This is a genomic window from Halapricum desulfuricans (assembly GCF_017094525.1).
In the GTDB taxonomy this organism is placed as follows: domain Archaea; phylum Halobacteriota; class Halobacteria; order Halobacteriales; family Haloarculaceae; genus Halapricum; species Halapricum desulfuricans.
Map to the genome: position 1 here is coordinate 1,449,805 of NZ_CP064788.1, position 16,956 is coordinate 1,466,760.

The following is a 16,956-nucleotide window of genomic DNA, read 5'->3' on the forward strand; positions in this document are numbered from 1 at the left end:
CCGGGAGCAATATTACCGGGCGCTTGAGTACGTCCACGACGACGGTCGCTGAGAGTCGGGAACAGACGCACGATGGTCACACCAGACGACAGCAGCCGCTGGCGCGTCAGTCGGCAAAAAAACGGGTCCGTCTAGAAGCGTCAGTTACAGGTCGCGCGGCTGGACCGTCTTGCGGTCGTTGGCCTCGGCACGACGAGCGGCGTCTTCGAGCAGCTCGTCGACTTCCTCGTCGAGGGCATCGTAGAAGTCCGAGGCGACGTTCATGTCATCGAGCGCTTCCTTGACAGCGGCTTTGACGATTAGGTCTGCCATACAGGACTGGTATTCCAGAGGGGAGTTTATAAACGTTCCCGTTTTCGACCGGTCTCGAACTCGCTCGCGGCGGTTTGTGGGCCGATGATTCGGTCGCCAACACTCTCGCCGATCGACATACCCAACTATATCGGGCCAAGGGTATTCCCCTCGCATCTCCAACGAATACGTGCCGGCGGTGGCCGGCGGAGTCGAATGCCAAAGTGTAATCACTGCAACGCACACGTTTCAGACCAGTTCGCACGCGTCTTCGCCAACGAGTACGGCGAGGTGCTCGCATGCCCGAATTGCTCGGCGAACGCGGGAATCGCGGAAGTCGCTCAACAGCGCGCCCGCGAAGCGTCGAATGTCGGATAGTCACTACGTTTACGTTCTCGAGTGCGCCGACGGGACCTTCTATACGGGATACACGACCGATGTCCAGCGGCGGGTCTCCGATCATCAGGCTGGAGAGGGTGCGAAATACACGCGCGGGCGCACACCGGTCGAACTCGTCCACGTGGAATCGTACGACGACAGGGGCGAAGCGATGTCCCGCGAGTACGAGGTCAAACAGCTCTCGCGGGCAGCCAAAGAGCGGCTGGTCGAGGCCTAACGTCCATCAGACGAGTGTTTCGAACCTCGTTCGGCCGTGACCGGGCGGTCGGCACGAGCGCGATCTCCGGGAAATCGTCGAACGGGTCGTCACACGGGACCGTCTATTTGATCGTTGATACGATCTCGAAAATCGTTACAACCGACCGTATGATCGCAGCACCGAGGACTTTTTCACCTGCGGGCCCCGATCCGAGGGTATGAACGAGGACCTGCTTGACATCATCTGTTGCCCGCTGGACAAGGCCGAACTCGAACTCGATGTCGACGACCGCGACGACGGCGAGATCGTCAGCGGAACGCTAACTTGCACGGACTGTGGCGAGACGTTCCCGATCGAGGACGGCATCCCGAACCTCCTGCCGCCGGACATGCGAGAGGAAACACCTGCGTAACGATTTATCGGTGCGACCACACGCCCTCGTGTGGTCGACCCAGAAGGGGCGTACAACGGTCACTGTGAAGGCGATCCCTGCACCGACGTGACGGTGTCACAACCCCGTCGGTTCGTGAATGAACGTCGTTTTCAATCCCCACTCTTCCAGCCGGTCCTGGAGGGCCTTGACGCCGAACGTTTCGGTCGCGTAGTGGCCGGCGAGGAAGACGTGTATCCCGTGTTCCTTCGCCAGGTGATAGGCTTTCTGCTTGCCCTCGCCGGTGATGAACGCGTCGACGCCGTTCTCGGCGGCGTCTTCGAGCCAGTCGACGCCGCTCCCGGTGACGATGGCGATGTCTTTGATCTCGGTCGGGCCGAACTCGAGTACCTGCACGCCCTCGCCGCCGTGGACGAGTTCGCCCGCGAGGAGATTGCGCAGCGCGTCGACGCTGTAGGCGTCGGGGGCGGTTCCCCGCTGGCCGACGTGGACGGCTCCGAGTTCGCCGAACGGCTCGGTGTCCGTCAGTTCGAGTAGGTCGGCCAGTCCGGCAGCGTTCCCGAGCGTCTGGTGACCGTCCAGCGGGAGATGAGCCGCGTACAGCGCCAGCCCGTTTTCCATCAGGGGGGCGAGTCGCCGGTAGGCCGTCCCGGTCACGCGGTCGATGCCGCCCCAGGAGATTCCGTGATGGGCAATCAGGAGGTCTGCCTGCGCGTCGACGGCCTGCTCGACCGTCGAGACGGCCGCATCGACCGTGACGGCGACGCGGGCGACCTCCCGGTCGGCCGGACCGACCTGAAGTCCGTTAGCACTCGCGTCGATGTCCGCGTACTCGTCGATCCGCAGCCGTTCGTCCAGCCGTTCGGCGAGCTCACCACAGCGCATGGTCTCCGATTGACCGCCCGGTAGTGTAGTGGTTGCGGTCACGAACGCGCCGACGCACTCGCGATCAGGCGCGAACGAGTTCGTCGCCCCGGTCCTCGAGGATCTCGTTCTCGATCAGCGCGCTGAGAATCGCGTGTGTCGTATCTCGGTCGATCCCGTACGCGCTGCGTGCAACGACCGTGATCTCCTCGATCTCGACGGGGAACTCCCGGTTCTGGAGCAGGCGCACGACTTTGTTGTACTCGCTACGCCGGAAGTCGTCGTCAGCGGTCCCCGTCTGACCCACAGTCCCCTCGCTGTCTCCCGAGTCCGTTGTCTCTCCGTCATCGAGGACTGCCGTTTCGCTCTCGCTGCCGCCCGCTATTCGGGTTTCATTGTCGTCGCTCTCGTCAATCTGAACGTCGTTTTCGTCAGCCTGAACGTCGTCTGCGTCGTGTCCGTCTGCTGGATCTCCTGAACCGTCCGATGACTCGTCGCCCAGGGAGTCGACCGACGCGCTGTCTGCTGCAGCCATCGCGTCCGGAGCGGACGCTTCGAGCGTCTCCAGTGGGTCGCCGTCGAGATCGACCGACTGCGAGTCAGGCGACTCGGTCGCAGCGTCCAACACTTCCTCGACGACGGCCGTGAGTTTGCGTCGACATGACGGACAGAGGACGACGGACGTGCCGGTCTCGACGCTGTCTGATACGGTCGGTTGTAACGATTTACCGGTACGATCGCATAACGGATGCGATCGATCTGGAACAGACTTACAACCGACCGTATGAGGTGACGAGCGGATACTCCTCAAGCTGGGCGTCGACGGCGTCACCGCAAAAGTAACACGAGACGAGGTTGTCCATGTCCACGATCAGAACGGCGCGGATCAAAAGCTATATGTCAGCGATATGTTCTGGCGTCGGCGTGCGCGAAGACAACTGATCGAGCGAGCTTCGCCCCGAGGACGGCGGCCTGGTCGTCGTCCTGGTCGTTGACTTCGACGACGTCGGCACCGACGGCCTGTGGCGCGACCGTTCGCACGACCCGTTCCATCGTGGCCGGGTCGAGACCGAACGGTTCGAGCGTCCCGGTCCCCGGCGCGAACCCGGGATCCGCCGCGTCGATGTCGACGCTGAGGTAGACCTCGCGGTCGAACGCGGGGTCCCAGTCGGGCACCTCCTCCGGCGGAACGACCGTCACGTCGGCCGCGGCTGTGCGCTCCCACTCGCGTTTGCTGCCGGCGCGCGCACCGAGGATCACGGCCTCCTCGGCGACCGAAAGCGCGTGACGGGTGACGGTCGAGTGACTGTACGGATCACCGCCGAACTCCTCGCGGAGGTCGAGATGCGCGTCCAGACAGACGAACACGTCCGGTTCCAGCGCCCGGACGGCCGCGACGGTGACGGTATGCTCGCCGCCGAGCAAGAGGGGAACTGCGCCGTCCCGGTCGGCGTCGCCGACGACTCCCTCGAGAAACGTCAGGTACTCTTCGACGTCCCCGCCGGGGTGGACGTCACCGTGGTCGTGAACGTCGAGGGCAGTGAAGCGACTGTCGGTGTGGTGGTCGTAGTCCTCGAAAGATTCGGCGACGGCGCGGATCCGCCGCGGTCCGAACCGCGTCCCCGGCTGGTAGGTCGTCGAGCGGTCGAGTGGCGCACCGACGACGACGTAGTCGGCGTCCGATCGCTCGGCGTGTGCGCCAGGGAACCCCGCCATTCAGACGATCTTGCGCTGCCCCTCGTACTCAAGGAACTCGATATCGTCGTCGGGACTCAGATTGACGTCGTCAGGGCTGACCATCACGAACGTCTCGTAGGTGTCCAGGTCCATGACCTGAATCTCGTCGTCTTCGACGTTAACGACCTGTCCCTGCTTGCGCTCGATGATCGGGACCCACACCTTCGCGTCCACAGGTTGAGAGAGCGATCGCTTCTTGCTGTCGAAGACGCCCTTGCCTTCGATTCGGGCCTTTGCGCTACCGTGTTTGCCCGGCTTGGCCGTGCTGTAACTGGTGATCTTGCACGGCGTCTCGTCCATCATGACGTAACTCCCTTCGTCGAGGTCACGCACCTCGTTCTGCTCTTTCGCCATGTAGCGTCGTTGCCTCCCGCCCAGTATAAACGGTTTGGAACGCCGCGGGAACGACAGTCGCTACTCGTGAACCTCGACGCTTTCAATTGTGACCGGTGACGTCGGCTGGTCGTTGGGATCGGTATCGACTGACCCGATGGCCTCGACGACGTCCATCCCGTCGATCACTTCACCGAACACCGGGTGTTTCTCGTCGAGGTGCGGCTGGGCTGCGAGCGTGATGAAAAACTGCGAGCCGTTGGTGTTGGGGCCGCGGTTGGCCATCGAGAGGACCCCGGGGCCGTCGTGGCGTAACTCCTCGTGGAACTCGTCGTCGAAGGTGTAGCCGGGGCCGCCGCGGCCGTTGCCCAGCGGGTCGCCGGTCTGGATCATGAAGTCCTCGATCACACGGTGGAACTCGACGCCGTCGTACAGCGGGTCGATCCGCTTTTCGCCGGTCTCCGGGTCCTCCCAGGCACCGGTCCCCGGCGCGATTTCGGTGTTCTCGTAGTCGTCCGCACCTTCGGCCAGCCCGACGAAGTTCTCGACCGTTCGGGGGGCGCGCTCCTCGAACAGCCGCGCTTCGATATCGCCCTCGCTCGTGTGTATCGTCGCAGTCAGATCCGAACTCATGGGAATCACTGACGGGCCGGGCGGCATAACAGTGGCGATGCGACCGGCGACGGAGCGCCGGAAAGCGATCGGGTTAATGACGCTTTTCTAATCGGTAGCCAGAAACTTTTTCATTATCCGGGAAAGTTACTCACGTATTCACATGGCATCCGGTGACACACAGACCGTACTCGTCGTCGACGACGAACCGGACGTCGCCGACGCCTACGCCGCACAGTTACGCGATCGGTATACTGTGTGGACGGCGTATAGCGGCCAGCAGGCGCTCGAGGCGGTCGACGAGACGGTCGACGTCGTGTTACTGGATCGACGAATGCCGGAGCAGTCCGGCGACGACGTGCTCGAATCGCTGCGATCGAAGGGAATCGAGACGCGGGTTGCGATGGTGACGGCCGTCGATCCGGATTTCGACATCATCGAGATGCCGTTCGACGACTATCTCACGAAGCCGGTCTCGCGCACGGAGTTGTTCGACACGGTCGAGCGCTTGCTCACCTGTGCGAAGTACGACGAGCAGTTTCAGGAGTTCTATTCGCTGACGAGCAAACTCGCGACGCTGCAGGCCAACAAGAGCCAGTCCGAACTCGAAAACAGCGAGGAATTCGCCGAGCTCACCGAGCGGCGTGAGAACGTCCGCGAGCAACTCGACCGGACGCTCTCGGAGTTCAACGACGACGCGTTCGCCGCGATGTTCCGCGAGTTGAATCCGAGGCCGCCGCTCACAGACGAGTTGATCGATTGACCTTCCGCTGTCGGCTGTCCCGGATAGTGTCGCTTCCGAAAGCACTAACGTCGGTTCGTCCCTAGGACTGTTCGAATGAGTGAGCAGTTGCCGGACGTCCAGGCGACAAGCCCGGACGTTACAGTCGGATTGAATCGGGTCGGCGTCACGGGTGTCGAGAAACTCGTCAAACTCGGGCGCGAGGATAAACGGCCGATCGTCCTGATGGCCGAGTTCGAGGTGTTCGTCGATCTCCCGTCCTGGCGGAAAGGTGCCGATATGTCCCGGAACATGGAGGTTATCGACGAGACGCTTGAGGCCGCCGTCGCCGAGGAGGTCTACCGGGTCGAGAACGTCTGCGGCGAGGCCGCGGAGCGCCTGCTGGAGAAACACGACTACACCGAGGAGGCCGAAGTGCGCATGGAGGCCGAGTACGTCACGCGGGATCGGACGCCCGAGAGTGACAAGCCGACTCAGTCGACGGCCACTATCATCGCGTCCGCGACTGCTACCGAGGACGGCACCAGAGAGGAGATCGGTGCCGAGGTTACGGGCATGACGGTCTGTCCCTGCAGTCAGGGGATGTCCGTCGCCCGTGCCCGGCAGACGCTGACCGATCTCGACGTCGAGGAGGACGTCATCGACGAGTTCCTCGAGAAGGTGCCCCAGCCGGGACACTCCCAGCGCGGCCACGCCACGCTGACGGTCGAGACCGACGGCGACCCGCCAGTGGATCTCAACGAACTCATCGAGATCGCCCGTGAGTCGATGAGCGCTCGGATCTACAACCTGGCCAAGCGCCCCGACGAGGACTATATGACCTACCAGTCACACAGCGACGCCAAGTTCGTCGAGGACTGCGTCCGCTCGATGGCCGAGGGCATCGTCGATCAGTACCCCGACCTGGACGACGACGCGGTCGTCCGCATGAAACAGTCTAACGACGAGTCGATCCACCAGCACAACGCCCACGCCGAACGGATCGCGACCGCCGAGGACCTGAGAGGCGAAGTCAACGGCGACGGCAGCGAGTGAGCGCGGCGATCGAGCAAACGCGGCCACCAGAGGTTTTCAGGACCCGGAAGGTCACCGGGAGACTTCCCTGGGGTCGTCTCCCGAGCCTTTGCTCGCTACGCTCGGAAAGACGCCGGTTCGCTCGCGCGAACGGATGTGAGCGTGAGGCCGACGAGCGACTAACGCGAGCGAAGCGAGCGGCAGGAGCGAGGACAGCTTTTCCTTTATTTTTATCAGGTGCGCACTCAGAAGAGTTCTTATGGTGGATGAAGGACGTCGACGAACATTAAAGCAGATCAGTACATCTGTTGGTGTACTAGCTATTGCTGGTTGTTCTGGAAGCGGAGAAAATGAAGAAGCAGGTTCTGAGACGACAGAGAAACCAAACAAAACTCCCGGGAGTACATCCGAGGGTGCTTCTCAAACCACTCCGGACGATACGGAAGCACCTGGAAACACCGAGACAGAACAACAGACAGTTTCGGGGTATGGAACCGAGATGTTCAGTTGGCTTCCGGACACCCGCAGTGAAGATGAGATGGGATTCATTTCGTATTCCCGTCCGTCGGACATAGCGAAATCTGTGGGGGACACAGTAGCATCTCAGTACCGAGAAAATGGCTATTTTGTGCCGATCTGGGCCGACATCTCGTTATCTGATATGCCCGAAGCGATCAATTCCAGATACGAGACTATACGGATGATTGATCGGGATATTTCATCACAGTTAGAGGAACGGTTCGAAACAGTCGGAGAAGAGTATGGCTTTACAATTTATCGAGGACAGGCTGAGAATGACCGGGGTGGTGATAATGATGTGGTAGTCGCATATGACGGTGAAAAAGCCGTAAGTGAAGCAGTATTCGATCTCCCCGAGAATTATGTACAGAACTATCTGCTGCCCGTACTTGCTAGACTAAATGAAGAGGGCACCCCATTCATTCAGAACAGACCTGCCGAAGCGGCAGTCGAGCAGGTAGGTTTTGACGATGCACTCCGCGTTATATTTGGGAGAGATCCTGAAGAAGGAGAAATATTGATGCAAGCTATTGATTTCACGAGTGATGGGTATTCTGTAAGCGTATATGGTGCGACTCAGGATGGAGAAGTTGTCGAGACGACGGGATTAGCAATAGACGGCCATAGTGAAACCTTTGAGCTCGGAGAGTATCCAGGAACTCTATTATAGATTGTTCTCTGTTGAAGTGGAGTTGCTGTACCGCTTGATCGACAGCATGTAGCACGGACATCCACACCTGACTGGTGTATAACTCCCGGCAGATCTCATCTCGGACTCGTCAGCACCTATTCGAGAACGTGCAGACGTCCCAAACCGCCCGCCGGATTGGCCGTCGCTACGAACAATCTCCCGTCAGCTACCACCACTGATGACCGGACGTGATCGCCACGCTTGAGTCGGAGTTCCCAGAGGAACTCACCTGTTGACCGGTCGAACCCAACGACAGTCTCGTTGTCGGTTCCTGCAAAAACGTGACCCTCAGTTACGGCGGGTGAACCAGACACCGGATTGGGTGACCCTGTATTTTCGTCCCATTCGAGTTCACCGGTTTCAAGCGACAAGGCTTGGATGTTGCCTGATTCCGAACCGACGTAGACAGTCCCATCGTACACTGTTGGCGAGGAATCCTCGTGAGTTTCATAATAATATGAGCGGTGGTGCAGAAGTCTTCACACACTCTGAACTGTCCGATCTCGGTTTTTGAATGGGACAAGCTTTCGCCCCGATATGAACCGCTATTGCCCTCCGAACATTGGTTCGGTTTATACGAGCCCGCTGATCGAAACGTGCGTGCGCGATCCTGGTATGGCCAATTTCGAGAACTCGTCTTGATGTGTGCGGTTCACAACATCAACCAGGCAGTGAAACAGTGAAATCAAGCTACGTCTGGCGATTCACCACGGCCGGCGGACCTCATTCCGGTCTCATTGTCATCGGCAGTAACCGAAATCCGGAGAGAAAGAGGAGCTACTACGGGTAAATCTCATTCAACGATAGACCCTGACTGAAGTGATTTGTATTATTTACAGATAGTTCTAGTAACATACTTGGAGTGTACGCCCGCAACACTACGGGGCGAGTTTCTACTAGTAGGCTCGGTGAAAGTGAAATCGGACAGAAATCCAGTCCAGACGTTCAAGTATGATGGCGGCGTAGCGTACAGTATGAGCCAGGTGACGAGACGTATCGTGCGGGAACTCCACGACGAGCCACATCTCGAAGGCCGACGGATTACTGTTCAGTTCCTCAAAGAACAAGTCGAAGAGCGGGGGCTCTCCCCGAGAACGGTTGCCGATCGCCACGACCTCGATGTGGCCGATGTCTATCGGGCGCTCACCTACTATCATGACCATCCTGAGGAGATGCGGACGATCGAACGCCAGCGGCAATCCGCGATCGAAGAACACGACCACTTGACGACCGATCCCGACAGTGTGCGTGACTAATGGGGTATCGCATCCTCGCTGACGAAAATGTCGAGCGGGCGACGATCAACTACCTGCGGAAACTCGGTCACGATGTCGAATGGATCGGCGATATCGAAGAACTCGGCCTCGGGGCTGACGATGGATCGATCGCTACGTACGGACGCGAGACAGACCGCCTCATTCTCACGCAAGATGACGACTTCTTCACCCAACTGGATATTGGGGATACTGCCGGCATTCTCTTTCAGAAAGATCAGACGCTTTCGGCTCAAGAGGTCGGGGACATCGTACACGAACTCTCCGAATACATAGACCAGTCCGAAGTGACGCTCGAATACGTGAGTCGGAACTGGCTATAGAGCACCTTTTCGTTGAATATCTGAAATGTACGCCCGCAACACTACCGGGCGAGCAACTACTAGTAGGCACAGCGGAAGTGACATTGTGTGGCAGTATCCTTCTCTCAGATGCCGTCGAGCAGGCTGTCGTGAGTCTTTCACTCCTCGCGGTTCCCGTACGCTTGCTCACCCCACCCATGGTCGGACACGTCGTCGTTCCGTTCGATGTAGTTCTTCAGCACCTCCTGTACCACTCGGCCGAGATCGTCTACTTCATCGTTGATCATCGAAACCGTACTCGAATCGAGCGACGCAGTCGCGTCTCGCTCCCGCCAGTCGTCCGGAATCGTCGGGGCGTCGAAGCGAAGGCGGTCCTCTGTTGGGTCCCAGTAGAAGTCCAACGCCTGGAACAGGCCGAAGTCGCTCACGATTCGAATCTGCGCTTCGTCGAGGGTTGTGTACTCGCCCCACTCGTTAAATCCTTCCTCCCACGCCCCCTCCTGGAGCAGGTCCTCGATGTCCTCGCGGTAGAAGTCCTCTGACCCGAGCGTCTCGTCTTGCCACTCGAATTCTCGCGGCGTCCCTCGGTTCGAGAGGTCCGGCGGTTCTGGAACGTCCATCAGGAATCACCCACAGCCCTTCGGACAACTGAACCGGTCATCCGCCGAGCCACCACCCGTAGAGGCGCTGTTGGGCCTCGTTGTCAGGGCGACGCTCCGATTGCGCGTACGTTTTCCCCTTGAGTATCTGTCGCTCGACTTTGTTCGCGGCCAGTCTGAGGGCGTGAGAGGCACCGTAACCTTCAGCGTCGGCTGAGAAATAGCCACGATCAGTCACCAGCCGAATCCGTGCGAGCACCAGCGACACGCCCCGAGATTGCTCTTTGTGTTCCTGGAGTTCAATGCTGGCTTTGATCACGCTCATCTCAGCGTACTTCGAAGTCATGTCCTCGATCAATGCGGAGACAGCGTCGTAGTCCATTCTGTCCAACAGATCGAGCCCGAACACCTGTATTGCGTTCCGGTCGTCCCGTTCCCAGGTGAGTGCCTCGAGAATATCCGTTTTGGTGAGTAGGCCGATGGGTTCATCGCCCTCATCGTCGAGGACGACCACCGAGGAGATCCCCCGGTCAAACATCGTTTCGACGACATCGCCGAGAGTCCCGCTTTGTCGAGCCGTGACGACGACGTCGGACATCAGGTTCCGTATCGGCAGATCGAGCATACGATCGGAATCGCCCTCACGCGCTCCCATTCCACCGGGGCTCTCACCGCCACCTCGGATCCCGAAGTCCCCTGATGAGCCGCCCTGGCTCTTGGTTCCGCCCCGCGTCGTGAAATCGACGACATCGTACAAACTGACCATCCCAACGGCTTCGCCGTCCTCGATGACGGGCAGGTGGGCGATTCGTCCTTCTCGGAGCGTGTTGAGGGCTTTCCCGATTGTCGTGTCGGGGGTCGCACTGATCAGTTTCTCCGTGTACGCGTCCGCGACCGATGCGGCACGGAGGAAGGACTGCACTGCCGTAAGGACGCTATCGCCAGTCACGACACCGACGATTCGGTCGTCGTCCAAGACAGGGAGCGTTTTGGCACCGCTGCCGATCATGAGTCGCGCGACTTCGCGGACGTCTTCGGTTCGGTTGACAGTCGGGACGTGCTGTACTCGTGATCCAACCTTCGCCGACGGCTGGTTAGAGGACTCGGCCAACTGTCGGCGGCTCACGACGCCCCGGTACTCGTCACCGTCTGTTACAACGACGGCGTCGAGTTCCTGATTCTCGAACGCCCCCGCGACTTTGGAAAGTGGGGTCCCAATATCGAACTCAGTATACTTCGGCGACACGATTTCAGCAATGTCCATGTGTGATCCAGCAGGCGGAACCGCACAGTAATGTCGTGCTTAACCGGTCCTGAGGGAGTGTGAAAATGTGACCCGCACACTGTCGGGGGAAACTACTGGCAGGCATAGTAACAGTGGAGTGTGACTACTTAGTCCAGTAAGCTGGTGCAAACAGGACGAGCGTGAATCGTTTGTCGGCGTCACTTTCGTCTGCGAGATATGTCGCAGTGCTGTACTTGACCATCGTCTCTCACCTGTGTCGTGTCGAGTTCATCGCCCGTCTCGCATTCGCCGTCGATGGGTGAGTGGTCCTCGGGATACTCGCCGATGACATCGGTACCCTCCAGGTTATCGTGAACAACAGTACCCACCCGTTTGCCGACGAGCAGCACGTCGCTGTCGCTATCTCTACGAAGACATACGACGACTCGCTTCCGCTCAGTGAGGTCATTTGGGAAGTCGGCGGCATTCCACGAGAGTCGTTCGTCTCGCCATGGGCGATCCATTCTCCCCGGAGCGAGGACCTCGTCGCGTGGCAAGGTCGAGTGACAGATCAGTTCGTGGACCGGGTCGTTGACTCGATAGAGACGTATCTACGGTAGTTCTGAAATGTACGCCCGCAACACTACCGGGCGAGTTTCTACTAGTAGGCGCAGTGGAAATGAAATGGTCGAAAGAGAGCATCCGGCGACCGAGCGGTCCGTCAGGACCCGGAAGGTCACCGGGAGACTTCCCTGGGGTCGTCTCCCGAGCCTTTGCTCGCTACGCTCGGAAAGACGCCGGTTCACTCGCGCGAACGGACGTGAGCGCGAGGCCGACGAGCGACTAACGCGAGCGAAGCGAGCGGCAGGAGCGAGGACGGCTTTTGGTCGAGCTTTTGCAAGTGAGCGAAGCGAACGCTGCAAAAGGTCGTAATGTACGCCCGCAACACTAACGACCGACATCATCCCTGGCGGCGTGCCGGGTCAGCCGGGAAACCCTCGTGGCGGGCGGGTTCTGCTGTCAGGCAGAACCGATCGCCGAGACGGCGTCAGCCGTCGAAGCGAGTCGCCCTCCGGGCGACTAGGGGCACGAGCGGCGCGAGCCGCGAGTGCGGGCGACGCTACGCGTCACCGGATGCCAGGGCGGTAGAACCGCCGAGGCGGGAGATCCCAGTTGGGACCTCCGGATGTGTATGTGCCGTACCTGGGTTCTCCGTGCCGTCATCGCACCCGTTCGGGAACGCTCGGGCGGGGACTGTGGTACGCAGGGTTCTGTTGGCGTCGGCCCCGAATAAGTCCTTCGCGGTGGTGTCAAATATCGTCCAGCGTGAACGCGTCGAAACGCTGAACGGCATACCGGTAGCCGCCCCACGACGCGAGAGCGAGGACGGACACGTACAGGAGCCAGCCGAGCGCGACCGGGAGCAGATATTCCCCTGATAGCGTCACCGCGAGCAACGCGAACCCGATCACTGCGACGATCGTGCCCCCGAAGAAGAAACCGAGTGACGCCCACTGTGAGGGATGTGCGCGCTCGACGTTCATGTACTCGTTGCGCTCGAACTTCGGGGCGATCGCACCGAGACCAACGGCGATGCCGACGCTGGCGACGATCAACACGACCGCGAGCAGCGATTGCCCGAAGACGTATCCCGGGTCGTGTTCGACCACCGCAAGGGGTGTTCCGATCCCGAGCGCGACGACGGTCCCGAGCGCGCCGCCGGCGACCATCCGACCGCGAAGCACGACGTCGACCGAGCGCGTACTGGTCAAAAGGAGCGGGAGTTGATCGCGGTCGTCGCCCATCGGGTTCAGACAGTAGGCACTGCCGGCGAGCACCGCGCCAGCGACGACCGTCGCGCCCGGACCGATCGTGAGCACGAGACCGGGATCCTGAAACGCCGATCCGGCGAGGCCGAACGCGCCGAACAGGATCGGCGTGAGGTGTGCGAGCATCCGGGGATCGCGTCGCGTCCGGACGAGATAGCGCCAGCCGACGCGCACGGTGGGCGACGCATCGAAGACGCGCGGCACGCCGTAACTCTCCTCGACGTGGCCGGTCGTCGATGCGTCACTGCCGAGGTCGCTGACGAGTAAATACGTCTCGAGTTTGAGCGCGATGACGACCCCAAGCGGGATCGCCGCCAGTAACAGGCCCGTGACGACGACCCCGAACGGCCCCGTCGTCGTTCCAAACGGTGCGAACACGACGGCCGCGTAGGACTGCAGCGGCGTCCCGGGGACGAGCGCCCCCACGGCGAACTGGGTGCCAGTCTCGTATCTCGCGTCGAGCAGGACCTGCGTCCCGAGGAAGATCGCACCCATCACCCCGAGCAACAGGAGCGCTTTCACCCACATCGATATCTGCAGGCGCTCGTTTCCGTATCTCGCGACCGTCCCGACCACTCGTCCGACGAACAGTCCGACGACCATCGGGGGCAGCACGGCAAGTAGCACGGCCCCCGCGACGAGCGGGCCGCCGCCGACCGCGACGCCCCCGAGCAACAGTGCACCGACCGGCACGATAAACCAGGTCGCCCGGACGGTCTGTGTGACGATCCGTCCGAGCGAGACAGCCCGCGGCGGGATCGACGTCCGGGCGAGAGCGGCCACCGTCCCGACCTGTGACTGGTTGAATCCGCTTGCCGCCCCGAAGTACGCGACGGCTAGTGTCACGGCCCACAGTGCCAGCCCCGCCGTCCCGAGCGGGACCGCCTCCCCGAACTCGTCGCCGAACGCGATCGAGCCGGGCACGAAACTCAGGCCAAGAAACGCGCCGAATCCGAGTACGCCGACGACTGTGGCGAGCAATCGTCGCCTGTCCGATCGGAGACGTCTGAGCTGTGCACGCAACTCGGTCCGGGCGAGCGTCCAGCCGTCCCGCAGGTCCTCGATAGCGTGTGCCCGTGCCGTCATGTTACCACGCCGTCGCCGGGTCGTCGGTCACCTTGAGGAACGCTTCTTCGAGGTCGGCGTCTCCGTCATTGCCGACGCCGTCAGTGAGTTCCGCGGGCGACCCTTCCGAGACCAGCCGTCCGTCGTAGAGGACGCCCACCTGATCGGCGATCTCCTCGACGACCGGCAGGATATGCGTCGAGAGGAAGACGGTCGTCCCGTCGTCGGCCAGCTCGACGATCAGTTCTCTGAGGGTTCGAGCCGCACGCGGATCGAGCCCGGAGGTCGGCTCGTCGAGAAAGACCACTGCCGGATCGTGCTGGACCGCCTGGACGAAGGCAGTCTTCTGGCGCATGCCCTTCGAGTAGCCGTCGATCCGTCGATCGAGATCGTCGTCGAGATCGAGACGGTCAGCGAGGCCGAGCGCCCGATCGAAGATGCGCTCCCAGGGGATATTCCGGAGATCAGCCGCGAACTGGAGTTGCTCGCGACCGGTGAGTTCGTCGTATAGCGGCGGTTTTTCGGGTAGCAGCCCGATCCGGTCCACGAGGTGTCGGCGCTCGCTGCAGTGGGTTCCGGCGACGAACCCGTCACCGTCGGTCGGCTCGACCAGCCCGGTCAACATCCGCATCGTCGTCGTCTTCCCGGCCCCGTTCGGCCCCAGAAAGCCGTAGACGACTCCCGACGGCACCTCGAAGCTCAACCCGTCGACTGCGGTCGTCGAACCGTACTGCTTGGTCAGCGAACGCGTCGATATTGCCGGCGAGGACCCATCCATCGCCCGGGATTTCGGCCGAGGGATATAAAAATGTCGCTGATCCGACCGACTTGCCTCGTGCTACTCGATCGTCAGTGTCGTCTTCTCCGCGACGGCGTCGGCCTCTTCGAAGTCGCCGCCGCCTAGCAGTCCGCGCGCGGCCTTTTTGCCCCACTCGACGGCCGGTTGGACGAACGTGTCGACATCGTAGAGTTCGCCCGCCATGACGGTCGCGGCCTCCATGCTGTAGAGCAACTCGCCCAGTCCGTACTCGTCGACGCTGTCGATCTCGATCCGGACGTTCGGCAGATCCGCGGCGGCGAGACTGGCCTCGGTGGCCTCGAACTCCGCGTCGAGCAACCCGCCCAGCGACGAACCGCCGAGATACGAGAGGCCTTCGAGGTCGGTCTCGGGGATCGCCGTGTCCTCGCGGTCGGTCGCTCGCACGAACGTGACCATCTTGTTGTTGGGTCCGGCCCGGTACAGCTGCAGTTGCGAGTGCTGGTCGGTCGCACCGAGTGCCCGGACGGGCGTCTGGCCCAGGCCGTCCTTGCCGAGGCTCTCGGCCCACAACTGGGCGTACCACTCGGCGAAAGTCTCCAGGCTCTCCTCGTAGGGCATCATCACGTTCGTTCCCGCGCCGCGAACGTCAAGCGCGTAGGCGATCGCGCCGTAGGCGTAAGCCGGTGAGTCATACAGCGAGGGCGTGAGGTCAGCCTCGGCGGCCGCGGCACCCTCGACGATCGCGTCGATGTCGTGGCCCTGCAGCGCGGCGGCTGCCAGCCCGACCGTCGACAGTACCGAAAAGCGGCCGGGGACGCCGTCGGGAACCTTCAGTGACGGGAGGTCGTGTTTCTCGGCCAGATCGCGGAGATTGCCCTCCTCGCCAGTCGTGACCCACGTGCGCTCGGTCCAGTCGACGCCCGCGTCGTCCATGGCGTCCCGGACGACCAGGAAGTTCGACAGGGTCTCGGCGGTCGTCCCCGACCGGGAGACGACGTTGACGGCCGTCCTCGAGAGGTCGACCTCCTCGAGGATCGACGCGACCCACTCGGGATCGACGTTATCGAGGTAGTAGGCCTCGACGTCGCTTTCCAGTCCGGCCGAAAGCGTCGCCGCGCCCAGCGCCGAGCCACCGATCCCGACGTTGAGCAGGTACTCACTGTCCGCGAACGGTTTGACGGCTGCCCGAATCTCGTCGGTGTCGACCGTCCCGGGCAGGTTCAGCGCCTCGTACCCGTGTTCGTTGTTCGCACGCCCCTCCTCGATGCGGGCGTGGGCGTCAGCGACCCGATCGTCGAGTCGGTCCAGCGCGTCCTCGGGGACGCCCGGCGTCGCGACCCGCTCCAGTGCGTTTCCGATATCGACTCGCATACCCGGACAGTCGCCGCCCACCTACCTACCTTTATCGGACTCCGGTCGCCGGTCACGCGTCCCGATCGATGTCGGCGCGTCCGCTGGTGGCGCTTCGGATCCGATCTCGAAGGGCGGCCGCGTCCGGTTCGGGCACTCGCACTGCGAAGGAGACGACTTCGCCGTAGTCGGCCTCGAACTCGACGCCCTCGCTCTCGAGGATTCCCCGCGCCGTTCCGCTGTCGTCGTACTCGACAGTGACCTCGAAGCGTTCGTGCGGGCGCTCGGTGACGACGCCGGCGTCGTCGACGCCCTCCTTGACGGCCCGCGAGTACGCCCGGGCCAGTCCCCCGACGCCGAGCTCCGTCCCGCCGAAGTACCGGGTGACCACGGCGACGACGTTCTCGACCTCGCGCTGGGCGAGGACGTTCAGCGCGGGCTTGCCGGCGCTGCCGGAGGGTTCGGCGTCGTCGTTCTGGTACTCGCGCAACGGGTCCGCCCGGACGCGATAGGCGGGGACGTTGTGTGTCGCGTCGGCGTATTCGTCGCGGATCGACTCGACGAACGCCTCCGCCTCCACGACGGTCGTCGCGGGCGCGACGTGGCCGATGAACTCCGACCCGCGGACCTCGAAGCGAGCGCGTCCGCGACCGGCGACCGTCTGGTACTGCTCGGACACGACCGGCCGTTCGTCGGCGAGTGCCAAACGGGTTGTGCTTTGCGGGCTCGACGGCGCAGCTGCTCGGGTCGCGCGCCCCGG

General features: G+C 61.9%; 22 protein-coding genes and 1 pseudogene. 10 read left to right on the forward strand and 13 right to left on the reverse strand.

Annotated features, from left to right (window positions below; translation table 11 throughout):
• Window positions 1-144: 144 nt before the first annotated feature.
• Entirely contained in the window at window positions 145-312 is a 168-nt protein-coding gene (locus tag HSR122_RS07500) for a DUF1931 family protein (RefSeq protein ID WP_049994193.1), read from the reverse strand.
• Window positions 313-507: 195 nt separating this feature from the next.
• Here HSR122_RS07500 and HSR122_RS15105 point away from each other — a divergent pair, with 195 nt between their 5' ends.
• The 3 genes from HSR122_RS15105 to HSR122_RS07510 all read left to right on the forward strand — a co-directional run bounded on the left by HSR122_RS15105 (window position 508) and on the right by HSR122_RS07510 (window position 1,301).
• On the forward strand, window positions 508-669 hold the full coding sequence (locus tag HSR122_RS15105; RefSeq protein WP_229115535.1) for a DUF7563 family protein: 162 nt from the start codon (window positions 508-510) through the stop codon (window positions 667-669).
• The gene (locus HSR122_RS07505) at window positions 659-907 is read left to right on the forward strand and encodes a GIY-YIG nuclease family protein (RefSeq protein WP_229108955.1); all 249 of its coding nucleotides are present in this window, start codon (window positions 659-661) and stop codon (window positions 905-907) included. The genes HSR122_RS15105 and HSR122_RS07505 overlap by 11 nt, the downstream gene beginning before the upstream one ends.
• A gap of 199 nt (window positions 908-1,106) precedes the next feature.
• Window positions 1,107-1,301, forward strand: a complete 195-nt coding sequence (locus HSR122_RS07510) for a methytransferase partner Trm112 (protein ID WP_229108957.1) — start codon at window positions 1,107-1,109, stop codon at window positions 1,299-1,301.
• 96 nt (window positions 1,302-1,397) lie between these two features.
• On the opposite strand, the gene HSR122_RS07515 is transcribed toward HSR122_RS07510, so the two are convergent.
• From HSR122_RS07515 to HSR122_RS07535, 5 genes are all read right to left on the reverse strand, one after another.
• Window positions 1,398-2,165, reverse strand: a complete 768-nt coding sequence (locus tag HSR122_RS07515; RefSeq protein WP_229108959.1) for a Nif3-like dinuclear metal center hexameric protein — start codon at window positions 2,163-2,165, stop codon at window positions 1,398-1,400.
• Between the two features lie 64 nt (window positions 2,166-2,229).
• On the reverse strand, window positions 2,230-2,769 hold the full coding sequence (locus tag HSR122_RS07520; protein ID WP_229108960.1) for a hypothetical protein: 540 nt from the start codon (window positions 2,767-2,769) through the stop codon (window positions 2,230-2,232).
• A 275-nt stretch (window positions 2,770-3,044) separates the two neighbouring features.
• Window positions 3,045-3,860 (reverse strand): agmatinase, encoded by an 816-nt coding sequence (gene speB, locus HSR122_RS07525; RefSeq protein WP_229108962.1) that lies wholly within the window; start codon window positions 3,858-3,860, stop codon window positions 3,045-3,047.
• The gene (locus HSR122_RS07530) at window positions 3,861-4,235 is read right to left on the reverse strand and encodes a translation initiation factor IF-5A (RefSeq protein WP_229108964.1); all 375 of its coding nucleotides are present in this window, start codon (window positions 4,233-4,235) and stop codon (window positions 3,861-3,863) included.
• Between the two features lie 60 nt (window positions 4,236-4,295).
• Complete coding sequence (locus HSR122_RS07535) at window positions 4,296-4,847, reverse strand: peptidylprolyl isomerase (RefSeq protein WP_324254636.1); 552 nt, start codon at window positions 4,845-4,847, stop codon at window positions 4,296-4,298.
• Window positions 4,848-4,989: 142 nt separating this feature from the next.
• Between HSR122_RS07535 and HSR122_RS07540 the strand changes: the two genes are divergently transcribed.
• The 3 genes from HSR122_RS07540 to HSR122_RS07550 all read left to right on the forward strand — a co-directional run bounded on the left by HSR122_RS07540 (window position 4,990) and on the right by HSR122_RS07550 (window position 7,771).
• The gene (locus HSR122_RS07540) at window positions 4,990-5,589 is read left to right on the forward strand and encodes a HalX domain-containing protein (RefSeq protein WP_229108972.1); all 600 of its coding nucleotides are present in this window, start codon (window positions 4,990-4,992) and stop codon (window positions 5,587-5,589) included.
• Between the two features lie 75 nt (window positions 5,590-5,664).
• Window positions 5,665-6,603 (forward strand): GTP cyclohydrolase MptA, encoded by a 939-nt coding sequence (mptA, locus tag HSR122_RS07545; RefSeq protein ID WP_229108973.1) that lies wholly within the window; start codon window positions 5,665-5,667, stop codon window positions 6,601-6,603.
• Between the two features lie 238 nt (window positions 6,604-6,841).
• Window positions 6,842-7,771, forward strand: a complete 930-nt coding sequence (locus HSR122_RS07550; protein WP_229108974.1) for a hypothetical protein — start codon at window positions 6,842-6,844, stop codon at window positions 7,769-7,771.
• Between the two features lie 116 nt (window positions 7,772-7,887).
• Here the strand turns inward: HSR122_RS07550 and HSR122_RS15030 are convergent, their stop codons facing one another.
• Entirely contained in the window at window positions 7,888-8,214 is a 327-nt protein-coding gene (locus HSR122_RS15030; protein ID WP_394355517.1) for an outer membrane protein assembly factor BamB family protein, read from the reverse strand.
• Window positions 8,215-8,388: 174 nt separating this feature from the next.
• On the opposite strand from HSR122_RS15030, the pseudogene HSR122_RS07555 reads away from it, so the two are divergent.
• The 3 genes and pseudogenes from HSR122_RS07555 to HSR122_RS07565 all read left to right on the forward strand — a co-directional run.
• Window positions 8,389-8,475: pseudogene (locus HSR122_RS07555) on the forward strand (IS5/IS1182 family transposase); the annotation flags it as partial.
• Between the two features lie 291 nt (window positions 8,476-8,766).
• The gene (locus HSR122_RS07560; RefSeq protein ID WP_185191736.1) at window positions 8,767-9,048 is read left to right on the forward strand and encodes a DUF433 domain-containing protein; all 282 of its coding nucleotides are present in this window, start codon (window positions 8,767-8,769) and stop codon (window positions 9,046-9,048) included.
• Window positions 9,048-9,389, forward strand: a complete 342-nt coding sequence (locus HSR122_RS07565; protein WP_229108975.1) for a DUF5615 family PIN-like protein — start codon at window positions 9,048-9,050, stop codon at window positions 9,387-9,389. The genes HSR122_RS07560 and HSR122_RS07565 overlap by 1 nt, the downstream gene beginning before the upstream one ends.
• A 137-nt stretch (window positions 9,390-9,526) precedes the next feature.
• On the opposite strand, the gene HSR122_RS07570 is transcribed toward HSR122_RS07565, so the two are convergent.
• Together HSR122_RS07570 and HSR122_RS07575 are read right to left on the reverse strand one after the other, a co-directional pair.
• Complete coding sequence (locus HSR122_RS07570; protein ID WP_229108976.1) at window positions 9,527-9,988, reverse strand: hypothetical protein; 462 nt, start codon at window positions 9,986-9,988, stop codon at window positions 9,527-9,529.
• 37 nt (window positions 9,989-10,025) lie between these two features.
• Entirely contained in the window at window positions 10,026-11,231 is a 1,206-nt protein-coding gene (locus HSR122_RS07575) for a CBS domain-containing protein (RefSeq protein WP_229108977.1), read from the reverse strand.
• A 284-nt stretch (window positions 11,232-11,515) separates the two neighbouring features.
• Here HSR122_RS07575 and HSR122_RS07580 point away from each other — a divergent pair, with 284 nt between their 5' ends.
• Window positions 11,516-11,812: a hypothetical protein gene (locus HSR122_RS07580; RefSeq protein ID WP_229108978.1), complete on the forward strand. Its 297-nt coding sequence runs from the start codon at window positions 11,516-11,518 to the stop codon at window positions 11,810-11,812.
• A gap of 690 nt (window positions 11,813-12,502) precedes the next feature.
• On the opposite strand, the gene HSR122_RS07585 is transcribed toward HSR122_RS07580, so the two are convergent.
• Genes HSR122_RS07585 through HSR122_RS07600 form a run of 4 tightly spaced genes read right to left on the reverse strand, consistent with a single transcriptional unit; the run spans window position 12,503 to window position 16,902 of the window.
• Complete coding sequence (locus HSR122_RS07585) at window positions 12,503-14,107, reverse strand: hypothetical protein (protein ID WP_229108979.1); 1,605 nt, start codon at window positions 14,105-14,107, stop codon at window positions 12,503-12,505.
• A 1-nt stretch (window position 14,108) separates the two neighbouring features.
• Complete coding sequence (locus HSR122_RS07590; RefSeq protein WP_229108980.1) at window positions 14,109-14,864, reverse strand: ABC transporter ATP-binding protein; 756 nt, start codon at window positions 14,862-14,864, stop codon at window positions 14,109-14,111.
• 60 nt (window positions 14,865-14,924) lie between these two features.
• Entirely contained in the window at window positions 14,925-16,217 is a 1,293-nt protein-coding gene (locus tag HSR122_RS07595) for a glucose-6-phosphate isomerase (RefSeq protein ID WP_229108981.1), read from the reverse strand.
• A 52-nt stretch (window positions 16,218-16,269) separates the two neighbouring features.
• A complete protein-coding gene (locus HSR122_RS07600; protein ID WP_394355518.1) occupies window positions 16,270-16,902 on the reverse strand; it encodes an IMPACT family protein in 633 nt (210 codons plus the stop codon).
• Between the last annotated feature and the right edge of the window lie 54 nt (window positions 16,903-16,956).

Excerpts from the sequence above, each read along its gene's own strand:
- HSR122_RS07500 (WP_049994193.1), bottom strand. The coding sequence starts at position 312 with ATGGCAGACCTAATCGTCAAAGCCGCTGTCAAGGAAGCGCTCGATGAC.
- HSR122_RS15105 (WP_229115535.1), top strand. The coding sequence starts at position 508 with ATGCCAAAGTGTAATCACTGCAACGCACACGTTTCAGACCAGTTCGCA.
- HSR122_RS07505 (WP_229108955.1), top strand. The coding sequence starts at position 659 with ATGTCGGATAGTCACTACGTTTACGTTCTCGAGTGCGCCGACGGGACC.
- HSR122_RS07510 (WP_229108957.1), top strand. The coding sequence starts at position 1,107 with ATGAACGAGGACCTGCTTGACATCATCTGTTGCCCGCTGGACAAGGCC.
- HSR122_RS07515 (WP_229108959.1), bottom strand. The coding sequence starts at position 2,165 with ATGCGCTGTGGTGAGCTCGCCGAACGGCTGGACGAACGGCTGCGGATC.
- speB (WP_229108962.1), bottom strand. The coding sequence starts at position 3,860 with ATGGCGGGGTTCCCTGGCGCACACGCCGAGCGATCGGACGCCGACTAC.
- HSR122_RS07530 (WP_229108964.1), bottom strand. The coding sequence starts at position 4,235 with ATGGCGAAAGAGCAGAACGAGGTGCGTGACCTCGACGAAGGGAGTTAC.
- HSR122_RS07535 (WP_324254636.1), bottom strand. The coding sequence starts at position 4,847 with ATGAGTTCGGATCTGACTGCGACGATACACACGAGCGAGGGCGATATC.
- HSR122_RS07540 (WP_229108972.1), top strand. The coding sequence starts at position 4,990 with ATGGCATCCGGTGACACACAGACCGTACTCGTCGTCGACGACGAACCG.
- mptA (WP_229108973.1), top strand. The coding sequence starts at position 5,665 with ATGAGTGAGCAGTTGCCGGACGTCCAGGCGACAAGCCCGGACGTTACA.
- HSR122_RS07550 (WP_229108974.1), top strand. The coding sequence starts at position 6,842 with ATGGTGGATGAAGGACGTCGACGAACATTAAAGCAGATCAGTACATCT.
- HSR122_RS07560 (WP_185191736.1), top strand. The coding sequence starts at position 8,767 with ATGAGCCAGGTGACGAGACGTATCGTGCGGGAACTCCACGACGAGCCA.
- HSR122_RS07565 (WP_229108975.1), top strand. The coding sequence starts at position 9,048 with ATGGGGTATCGCATCCTCGCTGACGAAAATGTCGAGCGGGCGACGATC.
- HSR122_RS07570 (WP_229108976.1), bottom strand. The coding sequence starts at position 9,988 with ATGGACGTTCCAGAACCGCCGGACCTCTCGAACCGAGGGACGCCGCGA.
- HSR122_RS07575 (WP_229108977.1), bottom strand. The coding sequence starts at position 11,231 with ATGGACATTGCTGAAATCGTGTCGCCGAAGTATACTGAGTTCGATATT.
- HSR122_RS07585 (WP_229108979.1), bottom strand. The coding sequence starts at position 14,107 with ATGACGGCACGGGCACACGCTATCGAGGACCTGCGGGACGGCTGGACG.
- HSR122_RS07590 (WP_229108980.1), bottom strand. The coding sequence starts at position 14,864 with ATGGATGGGTCCTCGCCGGCAATATCGACGCGTTCGCTGACCAAGCAG.
- HSR122_RS07595 (WP_229108981.1), bottom strand. The coding sequence starts at position 16,217 with ATGCGAGTCGATATCGGAAACGCACTGGAGCGGGTCGCGACGCCGGGC.